Genomic DNA, 19,677 nt, shown 5'->3' with positions numbered 1-19,677 from the left:
AGCAAAAAGCAGCCGCAACTGCGGCTGCTTGCATCATTCACGTTGCCTGCGATCCCAGCAGGCGCGGCGAGGACGGCTAGTCGCGGACTTCCGCGATGAGCTCGATCTCGACCGGCGTGTGGAACGGCAGGTCGCTCGTGCCGATGGCGCTGCGGGCGTGGCGGCCCTCCTCGCCGAACACTTCGATCAGCAGGTCGGACGCCGCGTTCATGACGTACGGCTGGTCGCCGAAGCCCGGCGCGCTGTTGACGAAGCCGAGCAGCTTGACGATCTTGACGACGCGGTCAAGGTCGCCGAGATGCGCCTTCATGGCGGCCAGCAGGTTGATGACGACCTGGCGGGCCGCTTCCTGCCCCTGCTCGATCGTCAGGTCGGAGCCGACCTTGCCTTCGTACATGAGCACGCCGTCGATGCGGCAGTCGAAGCCGGAGGTGTAGATCAGGTTGCCGGTCCGGTTGACCGGGATGTAGGAGAATTTCGGGGCCGGCAGCTCCGGCAGCGTGATGCCGAGCTCGGCAAGTCGTTTTTCAATGATGGACATAGGTAGGTTCCTCTCTTCTTGGGAATGGGAGGCCGGCGGAATCCGCGCGGAACCGCCGGCCGCAGCAAGGATCCGCCTGCTCCGAGCACACTTCGCCCAGAGGCGATGCCGCATCGGTCGGCCTCTGCCTCAGCGGCCGGGGCCGCCATGGGCGTGCCCATGGCCGCAGGCGCAGGACGAGGCCCGCAGGAAACCGCCGCCGCGCGCGCCGGTGTGCACGCCGTCCTGCATGGCGATGCGGCCGGCGACGACGACGGTCCCGATGCCTTCGGGCTGCTGCTTGGGATCGGAGTAGGTGGCGGTGTCGCGGATCGTGTCCGGGTCGAAGACGACGAGGTCGGCCGCGTAGTCCGGCACGATCAGGCCGCGCTTGCCGAGGCGGAACCGCTGCACCGGGAAGCTCGTCAGCTTGCGCACGGCATCCTCGAGCGTCAGCACGCGCTCCTCGCGCACATACTTGGCGAACACGCGCGGAAACGTGCCGTACAGGCGCGGATGCGGCATGCCGGTCTCGCAGGTGAGGCTGTCGGACGCGATGAGCGAGCGGCTGTACCCGATGATGTGGCGCACGTCGTCATCCGACATGTGGAAGTAGACGATCGGAACCTGGCCGTCCTCCTCCAGCAGCAGGTCCATCATGCAGTCGGCCGGGTGCACGCCGCGCGCTTCGGCGATCTCGGCGATGTGCTTGCCCTCGAGCGCGGCGTTCGCTCCGCTCGCGGAAGCGACGAAGACGCTCTGCCAGCCGGTCGAGCAGACGAGGTTGTCCCAGTCGTCCTGCTCGCGGCCGAGCTCCTCGCGGATGCGGCGGCGCAGCGCCGGGTCGCGGAACGCCTCGAGCGCCCCGGGGATGCCGCCCTCCAGCACCCATGGGGGCAGGATCGTCGTGAGCGACGTGGATCCGGCGTTGTACGGATAGACGTCGACGGTGACGTCCATGCCGCGGGCGCGGGCGTCCTCGACGAGCTCCATCGCCTCGAGCGCCTTGCCCCAGTTGGCTTTGCCGGCGGCCTTGAGATGGCTGACATGCAGCGGGATGCCCGCCTGCTCCGCGATCCAGATGACCTCGCGCACCGACGGCAGCAGGTTGTTGCCCTCGCCGCGGATATGGGTGCTGAGCAGGCCGTCGTAGCGCGGCAGCACCGAGCACAGCTCGGCCAGCTCCTCCTTGGAGGTATAGCTGCCCGGCGAGTACAGCAGGCCGATCGACAGGCCGATCGCGCCGGCGCGCAGCCCTTCCTCGAGCAGCTCCTTCATGCGCTGCAGCTCCGCCGGCGTCGCCGGACGGTTGTCGAAGCCCATCACCGCGATCCGCAGCGCGCCGTGCGCGACGTAGGTGGCCATATGCTCGGCGGGGGCGGAGCGGCCGACGTAGTCCATGTATTCGCCCACGGTGTTCCACTGCCATTCCTGCTTCGTGCTGCCGATGACCGGCGAGATGTAGCTGCGCAGCAGCTCCTCGCGGTCCGGGAATACCGGCGCCGGCGCGAGGCCGCAGTTGCCGACGACCTCGGCGGTGACGCCTTGGCTGAGCTTGATCTCGCTGAGCGGATGGTCGAGGATCATCAGGTCGGAGTGGCAATGGCCGTCGATGAAGCCGGGCGCGATCACCTGGCCCCGGACGTCGATCGTCTCGGCCGCCTCCTCGTCGATGCGGCCGACGGCGGCGATGACGCCGTCCTTGACGCCGACGTCGCCCCGGTACCACGGGTTGCCGCTGCCGTCGACGACGCGGCCGTTCTTGAGCACTAGATCCAGCATGCGATGGTCATCTCCCTTATTGGATGCAGCCGCGCGCGGCGACCGGCACCCGGCGCAGACCGGACTTGCCGCTCACGTACACGCTGCCGTGCAGGTTGACGGTGCTGCAGATATGGTTGGGCACGATGCGCAGCACGTCGCCCGGCTCGCAGGTATCCTCGGGCGAGATGCGGATGACGCCGTGCTCCTCGTTCATGCGCTCGAACACCGCATGCGGCAGCCCGATGACGCGGCCGAAGCCCTGCAGATGGAGCGGAGGCTTATCCGGCTGCACGTCGGTGGCGAACGTCTTGCTGCCGCCGTCGATGACGATGCGGTCGGGCGCGGGACGGCTGACGACCGTCGCCCACACCTCGGCGGCGCAGTCCTCCGGCCGGCAGACGCCGAATGCCGTCTGCATCCGGTCCTGGAACACATAGGTGCCGGGCCGGATTTCCGTCACGCCGTCGATCTCGGCGGCGTAGACGGCCGTCGGCGTCGAGCCGACGCTCACGTCGCGGATCGCGACGCCGCCCCGGCGCAACGTCTCGGCGACGCCCGCCATGAGGCGGCCTTCCTCGTGGCCGGCCGCCCGCAGGTCGAGCGTCGGCGCTCCGCCGAGCATCGCGCCGCGGTAGGTGAAGATGCCGGTCAGCGACAGCCCCGGCATCGCCGCGATCTCCCGCGCGAGCGCAAGCGCCCCCTCGGGCGGCACGCCCGTGCGCTGCAGGCCGCTCTCGATCTCGAGGCGGACCTCCAGCGCCAGCCCGGCGGCCTCGGCGGCCGCCGACAGCTGCCGCGCGCCGGCGAGGCTGTCCACGCCGACGATGAGCCGGACGCGCCCCGCCAGCTCGGCGGCGCGCCGCGCCTTGGCGGCGCCGACGACGGGGTAGGCGACGAAGATGTCGCCGATCCCGCCGTCCGCCATCACCTCCGCCTCGGACAGCTTGGCGGCGGTGATGCCGCAGGCGCCTGCGGCGACCTGCCGGCGCGCCAGCTCCGGCAGCTTGTGCGTCTTGACATGCGGCCGCAGCCGCACGCCGCGCCGCGCCGCCTCGGCGGCCATCGCCGCGATGTTGGCGTCGACCGCCTCGCTGCGGATGACGACGCATGGCGTGTCGATGCCTTCCGCAAGCAGCCCCTCTGCTCCTGCCGACGTCTCGTTAAGCTCCATCCCCATCGCTCCCCTTCGCTTCCTCCAGATCGCTGTACAGCGTGTACTTCGAGATGCCGAGGTAGGCGCACACCTTCTCGCCCGCCTTCTTGATGAGAAACGCTCCCTTGCGGTCGAGCAGCGAGACGAAGCGGATGCGCTCCTCGCGCCCCATAAGCGCGGGCGGGCAGCCGACCGCGTCCTCCGCCTCCTGGATGAGCGAATCGAGCAGGTCGCTCACGTTGCTCACGAACGACTCCTGGACCGGGGGCAGCTCCTGCAGGCCGATCAGCCCTTGGAGCACTTTCTCCGCGGCCATCAGCTCGGAGATGTCCAGATTGATGCAGAGCGCGCCGATCCCCTTGCCCTCGTCATCCTTGAGGTAGATCGAGGTCGAGCGCAGCAGCCGCCCGTCCTTCGTCCGCGTGACGTAGTTCTGCCGATGGCCGCCCTCCGACGTACCGCGCATCACCTCGAGGCCGAGGTTCGTGCCGGGATCGCCGACCTTGCGCCCGGTGACGTGGCCGTTGGCGATGGAAACAATCGTACTGTCGTACGGCCGCGACCAATCGTGCACGACGACCTCGCAGCGCTCGCCGAACTGCGCGGCGATGCCCTCGGCCAGCTCCGTCAGCATCGGCAGCATGGCCGCTACCGTCCGCATCGGCCTTCCTCCCTTCGACCGGATTGACGGATTCCGTCATCCGAATGCGATTATCCTTCATTCCTGTCCTCTCTATCCTACACCTACAGACATCGAGCGGGCAAACTTTTTTTCTGTTTCCTGACGGTTTGTCAGGATGCAAGAGGAACTTTCCGCCACCGCTCAGCGTCTAAGGAAGTGAGGACAAGAAGAACAAAGAAAAGGGGATCCATGAAATGAAGGATAAAGCGTCGAAGGAGAGCTTGATCGAAGGCTTGTACGAGGCTCACTTGCCGGTGTCCGACCTAGAGCGCAGCCGAGCGTTCTATGCCGGTTTAGGCCTTCGCCAGGCTTGGGAGGACGAGGACACGATCTTTTTCTGGATCGAGGAAGGACGCAGCTGGCTCGGCTTATGGCTCGCTCCGGAGCTGGCGGCGCTGCCCTACCATCCGGCGATCCGGCACGTGGCGTTCCGCACCGACTGGGAGGGGCTCCTGCGCAGCGCGGCCTGGCTCGAGTCGGCCGGCATCGAGCCGGTGCCGTTCGGGCGGCAGCCGGACGCTTCCCCTTTCGTTCGCCCTCACCAGGCGAACGCGTCGATCTATTTCGACGACCCCGACGGCAACAGCCTGGAGCTGATGTGCTCCGTGGCGGTGCCCGAGGACTGGCGGGAGCATACGGGCAAAATTCCGGCATCCGCGTGGCCGCCGGACAAAGAACCCCAGCGTTGAAGCGGGCTTCCGGGCGTCGTCTGGCGAGCGCACAGGCGATCCGCCCTCTCGTCATGGGCGCGGCGCTGCGAGCTCGCTGACGGTAACCTTGTCGCACGAAGGAACGGCCGTACTCGGCAAGGAGCCTCTCCGCGAGCGGAGACGCTAAAGAGCCTTCATCCGCTTGTGCGGATGAAGGCTCTTTTTCACCTGCGGCCTGGTTACGGGGGATCAAGCCTGTCCCTTCGGGAGCCGCCAGCTTGGGGAACCCGCGTCCCGTACGCAATCGTCATCGCCGAACTCCTTCGACCCGACCGCCCCGAGCCGCGTTCCGCCTATGCGCGGGCCGGTGCCGGCACTTCCTGCGGATGCGGCTCCGTCACGAGCGCGACCGCGTCGGCGTTGCTCTGCACCTGCTGCGGATTTTTGCAGCCGGGGATGACGGACGTCACCGCCGGATGGCGCAGGCACCAAGCGAGCGCCCAGGCCGCCATGTCGACGCCCTGCGGCACCTCTTCCACGGCGATGCGCTCTACTTCCTCCAGGCGGCGGCGCACCAGCTCCGCGTCCTGGCGATGGCGCACGTCGGTCGCGCCGAAGGATGTGCCCGGCTTGTACTTCCCGCTCAGGAAGCCGCTCGCGAGCGGGACCCGCGCCAGCACGCCGAGGTCCTGCGCCTGACAGGCGGGAAAGACGCGCTCCTCCGGCTTGCGGTCGAGCCGGTTGTAGACGACCTGGATCGCCTGCGAGCCGACGCGCGTCGAGCCTTCCGTCTGGTGGAGATTGTCGTTGCTGCCGATGGAGGTGCCCAGATGGCGGATCTTGCCGGCCTGCACCTGCTTGTCCAGCGCCGTCCACAGGTCGTCGTTGTCGAACGCCGCGTCCGGGCCCGAATGGAACTGGTACAGGTCCACGTAGTCGGTCCGCAGCGCCTTCAGCGAGGCGTCCAGCTGGCGCACGACGTCCCCCGCCCCGTACACGTCGGTCCGCTTGAACCGCTCATGGAAATGATGGCCGAACTTCGTGGCGACGATCCAGTCCTCGCGCTTGCGGCGGCTCAAGTACCCCCCGATGAGCTGCTCCGACAGATGGTCCCCGTAGCATTCCGCCGTGTCGATCAGGTTGATGCCGAGCTCCGCGCCCTTGTCGAGGATCGCGTCGACCTCGTCCTGCGAGAAGTCCATGCCCCATTCCCCGCCGAATTGCCAGGTGCCGATGCCGACGACCGACACGTTCAGCTCCGTCTTGCCCAAGCGTCGATAGTTCATTGAACAATCCCTCCTTTCCTCCAGCTTACCCGCCCCGGAAAGCGGATGCAACCGAGCTTGGGGCCGCGGCCCCTTCCGCGCCCCCGTCGGCCCTCGCCGCTTCTTTTCCTATTGCCGAACCGGATTTTCCAAGGTATAGTAAGAGCACTTTCATAGCATGCATGGGGGCTCGATGAAGTCGGGCTGAGACTGCGGCCGCATGCCGCTGACCATTGATCTGATCTGGGTAATGCCAGCGTAGAGAGAATGCATCGCGCCACTCGGGCAAGGCCCCGTCCGTTCGGAGGACATCCGTCCTCCGCTCCACTCGGGCGGGCAATCCTTTCCCGACCGGCCTGCCGCGCGCAGGCCGGCCGAGTCCCTGCGGCCCGCCGCCGCAGGGGACGCACGCGCGCTTGTCCGATTCCATCTGCCCGCCGGCTGTCCGGCGGGCTTTTTTCGTATCCGCCTGCGGGCAGCCGCCCCGGGATCATGCCGCTGTGAGAGATCGACTCCCCATTCGAAAGGAAGCTGATCCTCCCATGTCCACCGCAACCCCGTCCCGCCGCCGGCCGCGCTCCGGCCATCGCCTCACTCTCGCCGACATCCTCGTCACGATCGTCATCTCGGTCGTCTTCGGCCTCGTCTACAAGGTCTGGGGCCCGATGTACGACGTCCTCAAGCCGCTCGGCCTGCACGCCGAGCAGCTCAGCTACGGCATGTGGTTCATGGCCGGCACGTTCGCCTTCCTGCTCATCCGCAAGCCCGGCGTGGCCATCCTGGCGGAAGTCTCCGCCGCCGCGATCGAGGCGTTCCTCGGCGGATCGTGGGGCATCTCGACGCTCTGGTACGGCCTGTTCCAGGGCCTCGGCGCCGAGCTGTTCTTCGCGTTGTTCCTGTACCGCAAGGCCGGTCCGATCGTCGCCGTGCTCGCCTCCATCGGTGCCGCCGTCGCCTCGATCTTCATCGACCGCTACTACGGCTACATCGACCAGCTCGCGTTCTGGAACTACGCGCTGTTCGTCTCGATGCGGCTGCTCGGCAGCATCGTCATCGCCGGCCTGTTCGCCTGGGCGCTGGCCCGCGCGCTCGAGCGCACCGGCGTGACGAGCCTGCTGCGTCCGGCTTCCGCCAAGGACTACGACGCGCTGGAGGGCTGAGGCGATGCCCTTCAGGACTAGGCGCGAGGCAGCTTCGCAGAGCGAGGCGCGGATAAGCGTAGCCGGAGCGGCTGCGGGCCCGGCGCTTGATCGCAACGCCGCTGCCGGTCGCACCCCACGGTGGGCGGAAGCAGCTGAAGCGGCTGCCGGAGGCTGCGCCTCGGACGCCCCGGACGCACCGGTCGCGGCCGAGGCGATCCGCCTGCGGCTCAAGTACCCCGGCGAGGACGCGCCGCTGCTGTTCCGCGACCTCGACGTGACGATCCGGCGCGGCGAGAAGGTGCTGCTGCTCGGACCGAGCGGCTGCGGCAAGTCGACGCTGCTGCAGGTGCTCGGCGGCCTCGTGCCCTCGGCGATCCCGATTCCGCTCAAGGCCGAGCGGCTCGTCGTGCCGGAGCGGCCGGGCTACGTCTTTCAGGATCCGGAGGCGCAATTCTGCATGCCTTATGCGGACGAGGAGATCGCGTTCGCGCTGGAAAACCAAGCCGTGCCCCGCCAGGAGATGCCGGGACGGATCGCGGCGTGCCTGGCGCAGGCCGGTCTCGTCCTGCCCGATCCGCATACGGCCATCTCGGCGATGTCCCAAGGGATGAAGCAGCGGCTCGCCGTCGCCTCGATGCTGGCCGTCGGTCCCGACGCGCTGCTGCTCGACGAGCCGACCGCGCTGCTCGACGCCGACGGCACGGCCCAGGTATGGGACGCGCTGCGCCGCATCTGGGACGGCCGCACCGTGCTCATCGTGGAGCACAAGATCGACCTCATCGCCGGCGACATGGACCGCATCCTGCTGTTCTCGCCGGACGGCCGGCTGGAGGCGGACGGTCCGCCGGAGCGGATTTTCCGCGACTGCCGCGAGCATCTGCGCCGCTATGGGGTGTGGTACCCGGGCTTCTGGGACGACGAGGCCGCGCGGCGGGCCTCCGGATGGGGCGGGCCGACTCCGGCCGCTTCATCCGGAGAAGCGTCCGCGGAGGAGAAGGCTCTCGGCGCTTCGCCGCCCGCACCGCCCCCGGCAGGCGCGGAGAGCGCCCGGGACAGCGTTCGGACCGCGTCCTCTGCGCCGGCGATCGGACCGCACGCCGCGACGCTCCCGCACGCGGCCGCCTGCACGGCTGCGCGGACACCGCTGCTGGAGCTGGACGGCTTCGCCGGGCTGCGCGGCCGAGAAGTCAAGGTGCGGGCCGACCGCCTGCGCGTCTGCGCCGGCGACTGGATTGCCGTCACCGGAGCCAACGGCGCCGGCAAGAGCACGCTGCTGCTCGCCATCATGCGGCTCGTCCGCAGCGAAGGGCGGATGCGCCTCTTGGGCGTGCCGGATACCCGGCTGCGCAAGCCCCGGCAGGCGGCGCAGCTGGCGGCGTACTGCTTTCAGAATCCGGAGTTCCAGCTCGTCACGGACAGCGTCGCCGAGGAGCTGGCGTACTCCATGCCGGAGGGACTCGCTCCGCAGGAGCGGGCCGACCGTACCGGCGAGCTGCTCGGGCGGTTCGCGCTGAGCGGGCTGGAGCTGCGCCACCCGTATCAGCTGTCGATGGGACAGAAGCGCCGTCTGAGCGTCGCTTCCGCGATGGCCAGCGGCCAGCGGCTGCTGCTGCTCGACGAGCCGACGTTCGGCCTCGACGCCGCCGGCACCGTCTCGATGATGGAGCAGCTCGAGGAGCTGCGCCGGAGCGGCTGCGCCATCCTCATGGTGACGCATGACGACGAGCTCGTCCGCCGCTTCGCCACCCGCCTCTGGCAGGTCGAGCAAGGAGTCGCGCGGGAGCTTCCCGCTCCAGTGCGGCCGGCTTCGGCTCCGGCTCCGCCTCCGTGGGACGGACCGGACCGCGAACCAGTCCGCGAGCCGGCTCGCGGACTGGTTCGCGGACTGGATTCCGGACCGGGTCGCGGTCCAACGGCCTCGCCGCCCACTTCCTCCGTCACAGCCCCCCTCTCCCGTCCTTCCCTTCCGAAAGGAGCGCCGTTCCGATGAACCTGGCCTTTCCCTACCGCGAGACGTGGCTGCACCGCGTCAATCCGACGCATAAGCTGGCGGTATCGGCGCTGCTGTTCGTGCTCGTGCTGCTGACGCATGACCCGAACGTCATGCTGCTGCTCGCCGTCGCCGCGCTGCTGCCGCTGGCGCTGTTCACCGGGCATCCGCCGCTGCGGCTGCTGCTGTACGCCTCGCCGTTCCTGCTGCTGTTCGTCAGCTCCGCGTCCGGCATGATGATGTTCGGCAGCGGCGAGACCGTCTGGTTCAAGTACGGCTTGATCCGCATCACGGAGGAAAGCTTCTACCGCGGCCTGCATCTCGGCTTCCGCTCGCTGCAGGTGGCGGCCGTCGGCCTCGCGTTCGCGCTGACGACGCGGCCCGTCGCGCTGTTCTACTCGCTCATGCAGCAGCTGCGCCTGCCGCCGCGGTACGCCTACAGCTTCCTCGCGGCGTTCAACATGCTGCCGCTGCTCGCGGAGGAGTTCGTCACGCTGCGCCAAGCGCTGCAAATACGCGGCGGCCGCAGGCCAAGAGGCCTGCGCGGCCTGTACGAGCGCTTGCGCCTGTACGCGATTCCGCTGCTCGCGCAGTGCATCCGGCGCGCCCACCGCACGGCAGCGGCGATGGAAGCCAAGCGCTTCGCCAGCGGCGCCGGCTCCCGCACCTACTATTACCGCTACTCCCTGTCGGCCGCTGACGCCGGGTATGCCCTCTACGTGCTCGCCTCGACGCTGCTTGCCTGGCAGCTCGGCCAGCAGTGGCCGCTGCTGCCGGTCCGGAGCGTCATTTGATTGAATTATTAGCGGCAAATTAGCGGCAATCAAGAATGTTGTGGTATGATTGAAACAAGGAGGGATGGCATGTTTCATCCTCGTTTTCAAACCACCATTCGGATGCTGAACAGCTTATTGGAAATTCAGCGTTCCAGCGTCATTGTCGAACAGCTTCCTATGCCAGTCGATATCTTGGAGCAGCTTCAAAAGGAAGCCAAGGAAACAACCGTTCTTTTGTCGACCCGCATCGAAGGCAACGAGCTGGATGATGACAAAAAAAGAGCCGTTTTCTACAAACATAGCGACATCGAGAAAGAACAGGAAGTCTACAACCTGATGAAAGCCCTTGAGTTCCTAGATGATGCGGAATCAAGAGAATTGCCCATTACGGAAGAGTGGGTCAAAAAACTGCATGCCATCATCAAAATCAGCCGTGGCGGCCGTCCAAGGCTCAGCGAATACCGGGAACAGCAAGTCGTCGTGGGAAGAAGAAACGAGGCCGGCTTTTATATGGCTCCAGAGCCCTCCGACGTCCCTGTGCTCATGGAAGACTACGTGGCCTGGCTCAACTCTCCGGAAACGCATAAGCTCCCTGCACCAATTCGGGCGGGCATTGCGATGTGGCAATTTCTGACGATCCACCCTTACATGGACGGCAATGGCCGAACGGCTCGAATGATTGCTACGTATATCTTGCGTAGGGGACAGTTTGGATTAAAGAAAATTTTCGTGCTCGAGAAATTCTATGATCGTAATTTAAGCGACTATTATCAGGCCTTGCAGATGGGGCTTCCGCATAATTACTACTTCGGCAGGCACGACGCGGACGTGACGCAATGGCTGGAGTACTTTATGGAAGGTTTGGCCGAGGTGTTCACGCAAGCAGCGGAGATTGTCCAGGAAAAAAACAAGGAACTGCTCCATGTAGAACCTGAGCCGATTCGTCGGCTGGACATGGATCAAAGAAAAGTATACCGTCAGCTGATTTTCAAGCAGGAGGAAGTCTCCGTATCCGAAATCATGACGCTTCTGGACATGAGAGACCGCACGGCTCGTGAAAAGGTCAAGCAGTGGATTGCATCCGGTTTTTTGCAGCCCCGAGACCCGAACGCGCAGAGAGTCCGCACCGTGATTCTCACAGAGACCTACGAGGAGCTGGCAAAGGAAATTCGGGAAAATCCGAAGCAGCATAGCTATATGCTGACTAAAGGAGAGGCCTGACTTTGCCGAACCGGCCGTCCCGGACCGAGTACGCCGCCTGCGGCCGGACGAGGAGCGCAAAAAAAGGCTGCCCGCTCATCTCGTGGATGAGCAGGCAGCCTTTTGGGTCGCTTGCCGAATCGGAAGCTTACAGCTTCACGACGTTTTCGGCTTGCGGTCCGCGGCTTCCGTCAACAACGTTGAACTCGACCGCTTGGCCTTCGTCCAGCGTCTTGAAGCCTTCGCCCGTGATGGCGGAGTAGTGTACGAATACATCGCTTCCACCTTCAACTTCGATAAAGCCGTAGCCTTTTTCGGCGTTGAACCATTTTACTGTACCTCTTTGCATGTGTTGCACCTCCTGCCGTGCTGGGATCTAACCTTTGTATCTGAGATGCAACATATTCAGGGTTATTGAGCAATAACGCAACCAATATGAAGATTCAGCCGAGTGGTTATTACGGTTATGGTAGCATATCCATGAAAGCAATTGCAACCGGACTTCCAGCAAAAAGGAAAAATTTTCTGACTTCGGCCCCTTCGGCTCCACCCGCCTTTGCTGCGGCTCGAATCCCTTCGCTCCCGCGGCTCAGAAGAAGGGAGGCGACGCTTGCGTGGCCTCTCTCGCCGCAAGCGCCGCCTCCCGGCTCCACCTAAGTCCAAGCCCAGAAAAAGCCGTCCCGGTCCCAGGCGATCCGCCCCCGATGGAGCTTGCGGAACGCCTTCTTGACCTCCTTCTCCAGCGAGGCGTTGCCCGCCTCGTTGACGAACACGTACGCCTCGCCGTAGACGGCGCGCACATGGGCGATCGCCTCCTCCTGGCGGAGCATGCCCCTGTCGCGGATCGTCTCCACCATCCACTCGGCGATCTCGCCTTCTTTGCTCCGGCTTTCCTTAACCGGACTTTTCTCCGTGGAGCCTTCCTGGCCTGTTCCTTCTCCCCGACCTTCTGCCGCCGAGTCTTCCGCAGCCTCGGCTGCCCCATCGCCGCTGACGACGGCCAGCCCGTCCAGCCTCACGACGGCCTCTTCCTTCTTGCTCTCGTTCATGCCGCAACCTCCCGCAGCGCGCTCTACCGCCCCGCCATGCTCCGACAGACGGGCGCGCCGGTTTCTTTCCTCCATCCTACACGAAATCGGCGACGCTTGCTTGAATCGGGAAGAGCCGCGCGAGAGAGCGTTGGCGCCGGGCAGCCATCCGGGCCGGCCCGACCGGACGGGTGCCGCGAGAGTCGTGCCGCTCCCTGAGGGTTCGCGCCCCTACAGAGCGGAGCCGCCGCTCGCGTCGAGAAGCTGCCCCGTTACCCAGCGGCTGTCGGAAGAAGCGAGGAACGCGGCGATGTCCGCCACGTCCTCCGGCTCGCCCCAGCGGCCGAAGGCGGACAGGCCGGCGGCATACGCCCGCCCTCCCGTATCCTGAAGCATGACGGCATTCATCTCGGTATCGATGACGCCTGGCTGGATGGCGTTCACCGTAATGCCGCGCGGCGCCAGCTCCTTTGCCAGAGCCAGCGTGAACGTATCGACGGCTCCCTTGCTCATGCTGTAGGCGAACACGCTCGGCGATGCGGCCTTCGTCACGAACGACGACAGATTGATGACCCGTCCGCCGTCGTTCAGACGGGGCACCGCGTGCTGCGCTACGAAGAAGGGGCTCCTCGCGTTCAGGCTCATCACCTGGTCGAACGATGCCTCCGTCGTCTCCTGCATCGCTTGGATCAGCCCCATGCCGGCATTGTTGACGAGGATGTCGAACCGGACGGATCCGGTGTCCGCCCCCAGGTCCCGATCCAGCTGCTCGAACATTCCCCGGATGCCGCCCACCGTGGCGAGATCGGCGCCGACGGCCAGCGCACGGCCGCCTTCGCGGCCGATCTGCTCCACGACACGCTCGGCTTCCTCGCGTCTTTTGCCGTAATGGACGACGGTCAGCGCCCCCTCCCTCGCCAGCCGCAGCGCGATCGCACGGCCGATGCCCCGGCTTGCTCCTGTGACGAGCGCGGTCTTTCCTTCCAGCCTGTTCATCATCGTGATCCTCTCCTTCGTTCGGTTGGTCGCCTTGCTGTTCCGTTATATCAGGAGAAGCGCAGCGCGATGTTGCGGTGTCATCGCCGCGCGAAGGGGGAGCGGATGGCGGACGTACCGGCTGAAAAGCAAAACGGGACGAGACGGAATCCCTATCCGCCTCGTCCCGTTTCTGGCATGACTTGCTGCCGCGCCGGCTCCAGCAAGGGAGCTCCTACCCTTGCTCGGCCTGCGGCAATCCGGCGTCCGCCGCAAAATTCCGGTCGCTGCTACTCCAGCGTCACGTCGTCGACGTACACCGTGCCGCCGCCGGTCGCGTCGTACACCTGCAGGCCGATCGCCTGCAGGAACGACTTGTCGATCGGCTTGCCGTAGCTGTCCGGGCCGTCCAGATCGATCTCGTACCACTGGTACTCGCTCGTCAGCGGCTTGCCGTCCGCCGCCGCCCAGGACCAGCCGCCGCCATGCTTGAGGAACAGCTGCGCCGAGGCGCTGCCGCCCTCGATGCGGGCGCGCAGCCGCAGCTTGGAGCCGCTGCTCAGATCGAGCGCGCCGACGCGGGCGATCTCGCCGTTCTTGCCGGCCTCCGGGCTGGAGCCGATCGTCACCGCCAGCGCCTGGCCGCCGCCATCGGCAGCAAGCGCAGCCGCCCCGAGGCCGATGTCGTTCCCGCCCGCTGCCCAGCCGCCGAGCGACTGCTCGAAGTTCTGCAGCACGCCTTTCGGCAGGCCGGCTCCGCCTTCTCCGCTCGGCACCGTGCCGGCGTCCGGATCGGTCAGCGCCCGGATGTCGTCGAAGTACATCGCGCTCGACAGCTGATGGCCGTCCGGCACCGCGTTCGTATAGATCGAGAAGGCGTTCACGCTCTTGAGATTCAGCCGCGTCAGCGTCCCGGTCGCGCCGTTGGCCGGCTGGAAGTCGCGGAAAGGCGCCACGACGAGCTGCGGCTCGGTGCCCGTCGTGTCCGGGTAGTACTCGTAGGTCTTGCCGGAGGCGTTGATCTGCATGACGAGCTTCTGCCCCTTGCCGTCCGGCTGGTACCAGAACCGGAGGACGTTGGAGCCCGACCAGTCGGCGCCGCCCATCGACTTGGTGATGCCCGCGTAGCCGCTCGAGCCGAGCGTGTAGCTGTATTTCAGGCCGTAGCCGCCGCCGTTCTTGCGCGCGGAATCCAACGACGCCGAGGCGCTGTCGCCGCCGGCATGGACGAATTTGGTCGCCAGCGCCTCGTTCTGTCCCATGTAGCCCTCGAAGTCATCGACCGACGCCGGATCGAGCGAGGCGTCGACGAACATGCTGTACAGGCCGATGCGGTCGATATAGATGCTGCCCGCGCCAGACAGGCCGCTGCCCGCCAGCGAGACGTACAGCTCCTGCGATGCTTGGAGCTTGGCGAGATCGGTCAGGTCGAACTCCGGCGCGTAATGCGCGTACACCTGCTGCCCGACCGTCACCGTCGGCAGCTCGTTCAAACGGACCTGCGTCGTGCCCATGCCGTATTTCGCCTCGAAGTCGGGCGGCAGCATGCCGAACGCCTGGATCTTCGCCTCGCCGCCGCTCGCCGTGCCCAGCTCCAGCGGGATGTACGCATCCAGCTTGACGCGGCGGACCTGGCTCATGTCCGTCAGGCCAAGCTTGGCCGCGGCGCCGTTCAGCTGCAGCTTGATCTCCTGCCACGTCTCGGCCGGGTCGAGGCCGCCGACGTCGACCTTGAGCGCGCCTCCTCCGTCCCACTCCGCCCGCTGCGCCTCTCCGACCTCGGCCTTCCAGCCGCCGCCGCTCGACGCTCCTTCCAGTCCATCGTCGAACGTGTACTCGCCCAGCAGCGCTTCCGGAATCTTCACCGCCACCGTCTTGCGCTCCTCCTGCAGCAGGCTGCCGTCCGCCACGTAGACCCGCACCGTCACGCTCGCCGCCGTGCCGTTCAGCCGGCCGTCGATCGGCCAGTCTCCCTCATAGAAGCCGGTCGCCGGATTCAGCGCCAGCGGCTGCTCCTGCGCCATGCCGTCCGCCGTCATGACGACGCGGGCTCCGTCCGCGTGCAGCACGCGCACCCGCACCTTGTAGCTGGACGTGCGGACCGTCGCTTGGTTCGTCGGCGAGGCGACATGCACGAACGGCTTTTCTTCCGCCGCCTGGACGCTGCGGTCGTAGGCATGCCGGACGCCTTGCGCGAACAGCGTGTACGGCTCCTCGTAGAAGCGGATGAAGTCCGGCAGCATCTCGTTCGGCTCGCCCTCGGCGCGCGGATACGGGACGTAGGTGGACGTATCGCCGAAGTTCGCCCAGGTGAGCATGTAGGCCATCCGCTTGGCGTCCGGATCGGACTGGAGGGCGGCGGTCAGCCGGGTGTAGAAGTCCGGCGTCGCGTTGCCGGATGTCTTCATCTTCTGGTAGCCGAATTCGGTCAGCGCCGCGATCTTGCCCCTCTCGTCCGCCACGCGGGAGACGGTCGCCGCCTCGACGGCCACGCCGTCGAACCAGGACTGGCCCTCGCCGTTGTAATAGCTGTCGAAGCCGATCAGATCGACGTAGCCGTCGCCCGGATACGTCTCCAGGTAGCGCTCCTTGTCCGTGCCGAAGCCGCCTCCCGGCGAGTAGGCGTACAGGAAGTTGCGCACGCCTTTGCGGTCGCGCAGGTACTCGACTGTATAGCGGAAGATTTCCTTGTACTCCTCCTTGGTCGTGAATGCCGCGCCCCACCAGAACCAGCTGCCGCTCTGCTCGTGGAACGGACGGAAGACGACCGGAATCGGCTTGCCGCCGTCATCCTTGAGATGCAGGGCCAAGTCCGCGACGAGGTCGAGGAACTCGTTGTACGCATCATGGTTGCTGCCGCCCGGCAGAATCGTCGAGACGACGTTGCCGCGCAGGTCATAGAAATCGCCGCCGGTGACGAAGTTCGGCATGTGCGCGCTGAGCGTCAGCACGCCGCCGCTTTCGTAGGCTTTTTTCATGACGGCGGCGAGGTTGTCGCGGCTTTGGAGCGGATCTCCTTTGACGCCCGGCTTCTCATGGCCCTCCAGGCTCAGCGTGTCCCAGCCGAACACGGCCGGGTCGTCGCCGACGGCGTTTTTGGCGTCCGACTGCGTGCCGTCGCGCTCCGTGATGCTGAGGCCCTCCGTCGTCGCGTGCTGCTGGCCGAACAGGATGCCCGTGCCGCGAATTTCGTTCAGATAGGAGAAAAGAGAGCGGGTCTCCGCCGTCGCCTGGCGGTCGACCAGGTCGATCGTCTGCGGCGTTGACGTCGGCGTTGGCGTGGCCGTCGGCGTTGGCGTGGCCGTCGGCGCTGGCGTGACGGTCTGCGCCGGAGTCGCCGTCGGCGCAGCAGTAGGCGCGGCCGTAGGAGCCGGAGTCGAGCTCGCCGGTGTCGGCGTCGCGGCCGGCGTTGCCGCTGGCGTCGTGCTCGGAACGGCCGACGGCGCAGGAGAGGCCGCGCCGATCGGCGCCAGCGCTCCGTCCGTCCAGCGGTACTCGCCGGCCAAAACGGCTTGCCCGTTGACCGTGCTTCCTCCTTGCGGCACGGCCAGCTTGCCGATACGGACTTGGTCCCCGATCGTCAGGCTGGCCCTCGCACCCAGCTCCAGCACCTCGACCGACGCGCTGCCGGCGAGCTCGACGATGGCCGTCCCCCGGACGTTCAGCCGCTGCACCGTGCCGCCGGTCAGCACGAGGCGCGCCTTGCCCTGCTTGCGCTCGATGACCGTCTCTCCGAGCGTGGAGTCGGTGACATGGATGGAATGCTCGCCTCCGCCCGCGATCCGGGTCGTGCCGGCCACCTGCACGCGCTCCAGGGCGGCGTCGCCGTCCCCGATGCCGGGGGCAAGGTACAGGTTGCCCTCGATCCGCATGTCCTTGAGCTTGACGCCGTCCGCGTTCACGACGGCATGTCCCTCCGCCTCGCCGCTGCGCTCCGCTCCCGGCTTGGCCTCATACGCCGCCACCAGGCGATCCAGCAGCTGCGCCGCCTCGGCTCTCGTCAGCTTGGCGTCCGGACGGAATGCTCCGTCCGGATCGCCTTCGAGCGCCGGACGCAGCGCGGCGACCGCTTCTCGCGCATAAGCGCGGATGGAGGCGTTGTCGCTGAAGCCCGCAGCCGCCGCTCCGTCCGCCGCCTGCAGCTCGAATGCCCGCGCCAGCAGCACGGCCGCGTCCTGGCGGCTGACGGCCGCGTCCGGCAGCGCCTTGTTCGCGCCGTCGCCTTGGTAATACCCGGCCTCACGCGCTGCGGCGAGCGCCTGGGCATACCAGGCGGACGACGGCACGTCGCGGAAGGCTGCGGCGGAGCCGTCGGCCGCATAGCCGAACAAGCGGTTGATGACCGCCGCGAGCTCGGCCCGCGTCATCGTCTTCGACGGCTGGAAGCGCCCGTCGGGATAGCCGGTCAGCAGACCTGCCTCCGTCCAGCGCACGATCGCTTCCCGAGCCCAATGTCCCTGCGCATCGGCGGAAACGGTTGCGGCAGCCTGGCCGGGCAGGCTGCCCGCTGGAGCGGCTGCAGCGGCGGGCGAAGCCGCGAGCGCGGCGGCGAGCGCCCCGGCCAGCCAAGGGGTCGTTTTGGTCATGGTTTCCTCCCTGTTGAAATGAGGTGGATTCCGCTTTTTGCAAGCGGTTACATTTCTTCCTTCGAGTATAGGTAACAGATGCAGGAAGAAATAGGGAGCGTCTTGCTCTTTCTTGGAATGGGTTGTCCCGTTTGTTAGCTTGCCGTTAGTTGCGCAGCGCAAGTCCAGTTGGGAAGCTATCCTCCCGGAACCGTCAACGACTCGTTTTCAAGGTTGATCCAGCCGATCCTTGCCCGCCTCAGACAGCGGCCCTGTTCGGCAACAGCCGGATTCCCGCCTCTGCCGGTTCCGCGCCATAGCCTCCCCGGTCGAGCAGCGGATAGGCGGAGAGCGGGCCTTCGTAGACGATCTCCAGCTCGGAATGCTCCAGGAATTGATGAGGAGCAGTCAGCGCCGGCGACTGGTCGAACAAGGCAATCCCGCTTCGTTCGAGCGCATGGGCGACGAACTGCGAGCAGAAATAGCGGTCTTTCGGCTCGAACCGCAGGTTCAGCACGAAGCCGAGCAGCCCGAACAGGTTGTAGCCGTAACGGTCCTCGGTCTGTTCAAAAGAACGGATGACGCCGCAGGCTCTCTGATACTGCTGCTCCGTAACGTCGAGCCGAAGCAGCGCGCAGGTCGTCCTCGGGTACTCTCGGCACATGCGTTCCGCTTCCTCCCGGACGAATCCCGCCGCCAGAGGATGAGCAAGGTCTTTGCGACCGAAGCTGAACATCTGCCGAAGGCAAGGGTCCAGCGCCAAGGAGGCGTGATTGTAGGGCGCTCCCGTATACGTTTTAATCAGCCGCGTGAACAGCGTGCCGGTGTCGGTAAGAAGGATGTACAGCCCTCTCCCTTTTTGTTCCCTCGAAATGCCCATCGCCTTTTCGCCTCCTTGGCTCGATGGAATCAGCGTACCATCGCGGCCGGGCGGCTCGGAAGCGTCTGCGGCCGGACGCCGGTCTGGACCCGGGACCAGTACCGCCACGCGGCCAAGGGCGTGGGCACCGGACAGGACGAGCTTGACGGTCTGTCCGGTCCGCTTCACGAGGGCGAGGCGGCTTCCGTCCGGAGAAGGCAAGATTCAATCGAAGCCTTCGGGCCACCGCGCTCCGCTCTTTGCTGTTTTTGTCACAAGCATTTGCTGTCTTTGTCACAAGCATAGAGCATCTGATTTTTGCCTGAGATATGATACCAAGTGTTACCCGATACGGCCAGCCCGTGGATGAATCGGTCTTTTAGTCCTCATTCGGCCTTCCCTCTCGGCTTCTGCTACCCATGTACCCGCCCCCGATCGGTTGAAAAGGCATGATCGACGGCGAAAGGTGAAACCATCCGGCTCCGCGGAGAGTAAAGGAGAGCAACGACACGCGAAAGGATGATGAACCGATGACCCACAACCACCGGCTCCGCCTTCCCGCGCGAGCCGTATCCTTCGGACGCCGGCGGCTGCTGGCGCTGTTGCTCGCCCCTGCCCTCCTGGCCGGCTGCTCGCTGCCGGGCAGCGTCGACGAAGCGATCGGCGGCGTGAACGATTCCCTCACCTATGTGAATGAAGCGACGACCTATATCAATGAAGCGAGCCAGTTCTCGAACCAGCTGCCCGATCTGGCGCAGCAGGCGCTGACCGATCCGGACGCGCTGGCAACCCTGGAGTCGGAGCTGACGGCCATGAAGTCGGACATCGCCGCCTTCAACGGCTTGACCGCGCCGGAGTTCGCCTCGGCGGTCGACGCCAAGCTCGAGCAGGCCAATGGCGTGCTCAACGGCCAGATCGACAGCCTGCTGCAGACAGTGAACAGCGGCCAGCTGACCGCCCAGGCGATCGAGCAGTCGCAGATCGGCCAGACGCTGACGCAGATCACCGAGATTTTGGATCAAGTGAAGCAGCTCGGCGGCTGACCGTCGAGCTGCCAATCCAAAAACCGGAGCCCCCTTGATGGGAGCTCCGGTTTTTGGCTTTTAAG

The 19,677-nt window shown here is 66.1% G+C and carries 16 protein-coding genes and 1 riboswitch; of the genes, 6 read left to right on the top strand and 10 right to left on the bottom strand.

Going from position 1 to position 19,677, the window contains the following annotated elements:
- Window positions 1-76: 76 nt before the first annotated feature.
- From HGI30_RS01895 to HGI30_RS01880, 4 genes are all read right to left on the bottom strand, one after another.
- The gene (locus HGI30_RS01895; protein ID WP_168906140.1) at window positions 77-541 is read right to left on the bottom strand and encodes a RidA family protein; all 465 of its coding nucleotides are present in this window, start codon (window positions 539-541) and stop codon (window positions 77-79) included.
- Between the two features lie 129 nt (window positions 542-670).
- Window positions 671-2,302 (bottom strand): N-acyl-D-amino-acid deacylase family protein, encoded by a 1,632-nt coding sequence (locus HGI30_RS01890; RefSeq protein WP_168906139.1) that lies wholly within the window; start codon window positions 2,300-2,302, stop codon window positions 671-673.
- A gap of 16 nt (window positions 2,303-2,318) precedes the next feature.
- Window positions 2,319-3,455, bottom strand: coding sequence for an alanine racemase (locus tag HGI30_RS01885; RefSeq protein ID WP_235680287.1), 1,137 nt, complete (start codon window positions 3,453-3,455; stop codon window positions 2,319-2,321).
- On the bottom strand, window positions 3,445-4,098 hold the full coding sequence (locus tag HGI30_RS01880; protein WP_168906137.1) for a helix-turn-helix transcriptional regulator: 654 nt from the start codon (window positions 4,096-4,098) through the stop codon (window positions 3,445-3,447). The genes HGI30_RS01885 and HGI30_RS01880 overlap by 11 nt, the downstream gene beginning before the upstream one ends.
- Window positions 4,099-4,340: 242 nt before the next feature.
- Here HGI30_RS01880 and HGI30_RS01875 point away from each other — a divergent pair, with 242 nt between their 5' ends.
- Window positions 4,341-4,808, top strand: a complete 468-nt coding sequence (locus tag HGI30_RS01875) for a VOC family protein (RefSeq protein ID WP_168909667.1) — start codon at window positions 4,341-4,343, stop codon at window positions 4,806-4,808.
- A gap of 314 nt (window positions 4,809-5,122) precedes the next feature.
- Here HGI30_RS01875 and HGI30_RS01870 read toward each other — a convergent pair whose 3' ends face one another.
- The gene (locus HGI30_RS01870; RefSeq protein ID WP_168906136.1) at window positions 5,123-6,055 is read right to left on the bottom strand and encodes an aldo/keto reductase; all 933 of its coding nucleotides are present in this window, start codon (window positions 6,053-6,055) and stop codon (window positions 5,123-5,125) included.
- A gap of 151 nt (window positions 6,056-6,206) precedes the next feature.
- Window positions 6,207-6,316: riboswitch (TPP riboswitch) on the top strand.
- Between the two features lie 260 nt (window positions 6,317-6,576).
- Between HGI30_RS01870 and HGI30_RS01865 the strand changes: the two genes are divergently transcribed.
- The 4 genes from HGI30_RS01865 to HGI30_RS01850 all read left to right on the top strand — a co-directional run bounded on the left by HGI30_RS01865 (window position 6,577) and on the right by HGI30_RS01850 (window position 11,163).
- On the top strand, window positions 6,577-7,194 hold the full coding sequence (locus HGI30_RS01865; RefSeq protein WP_168906135.1) for an ECF transporter S component: 618 nt from the start codon (window positions 6,577-6,579) through the stop codon (window positions 7,192-7,194).
- Between the two features lie 4 nt (window positions 7,195-7,198).
- Window positions 7,199-9,166, top strand: coding sequence for an ABC transporter ATP-binding protein (locus HGI30_RS01860; RefSeq protein ID WP_168906134.1), 1,968 nt, complete (start codon window positions 7,199-7,201; stop codon window positions 9,164-9,166).
- Window positions 9,163-9,960 (top strand): energy-coupling factor transporter transmembrane component T family protein, encoded by a 798-nt coding sequence (locus tag HGI30_RS01855; protein WP_168906133.1) that lies wholly within the window; start codon window positions 9,163-9,165, stop codon window positions 9,958-9,960. Before HGI30_RS01860 ends, HGI30_RS01855 begins: the two co-directional genes overlap by 4 nt.
- Window positions 9,961-10,029: 69 nt before the next feature.
- A complete protein-coding gene (locus HGI30_RS01850; protein WP_168906132.1) occupies window positions 10,030-11,163 on the top strand; it encodes a Fic family protein in 1,134 nt (377 codons plus the stop codon).
- Window positions 11,164-11,290: 127 nt separating this feature from the next.
- On the opposite strand, the gene HGI30_RS01845 is transcribed toward HGI30_RS01850, so the two are convergent.
- The 5 genes from HGI30_RS01845 to HGI30_RS01825 form a co-directional block, all read right to left on the bottom strand.
- Window positions 11,291-11,491: a cold-shock protein gene (locus tag HGI30_RS01845; protein WP_028599355.1), complete on the bottom strand. Its 201-nt coding sequence runs from the start codon at window positions 11,489-11,491 to the stop codon at window positions 11,291-11,293.
- A gap of 304 nt (window positions 11,492-11,795) precedes the next feature.
- A complete protein-coding gene (locus HGI30_RS01840; RefSeq protein WP_407945028.1) occupies window positions 11,796-12,011 on the bottom strand; it encodes a DUF6953 family protein in 216 nt (71 codons plus the stop codon).
- 390 nt (window positions 12,012-12,401) lie between these two features.
- Window positions 12,402-13,166 carry an SDR family oxidoreductase gene (locus HGI30_RS01835; protein WP_168909665.1) on the bottom strand — a complete coding sequence of 255 codons (765 nt, stop codon included), beginning with the start codon at window positions 13,164-13,166 and terminating at the stop codon, window positions 12,402-12,404.
- Window positions 13,167-13,435: 269 nt separating this feature from the next.
- Window positions 13,436-17,731, bottom strand: coding sequence for a glycosyl hydrolase (locus tag HGI30_RS01830; RefSeq protein ID WP_168906131.1), 4,296 nt, complete (start codon window positions 17,729-17,731; stop codon window positions 13,436-13,438).
- Between the two features lie 238 nt (window positions 17,732-17,969).
- On the bottom strand, window positions 17,970-18,590 hold the full coding sequence (locus HGI30_RS01825) for a hypothetical protein (protein WP_206109997.1): 621 nt from the start codon (window positions 18,588-18,590) through the stop codon (window positions 17,970-17,972).
- Between the two features lie 509 nt (window positions 18,591-19,099).
- Here HGI30_RS01825 and HGI30_RS01820 point away from each other — a divergent pair.
- Complete coding sequence (locus HGI30_RS01820) at window positions 19,100-19,612, top strand: DUF6376 family protein (protein ID WP_168906130.1); 513 nt, start codon at window positions 19,100-19,102, stop codon at window positions 19,610-19,612.
- Window positions 19,613-19,677: the final 65 nt, after the last annotated feature.

The sequence above is a fragment of the Paenibacillus albicereus genome, assembly GCF_012676905.1.
In the GTDB taxonomy this organism is placed as follows: Bacteria; Bacillota; Bacilli; order Paenibacillales; family Paenibacillaceae; genus Paenibacillus_O; species Paenibacillus_O albicereus.
Note: the sequence above shows the minus strand (reverse complement) of the source record. Positions and strands in the feature narration are given on the sequence as shown.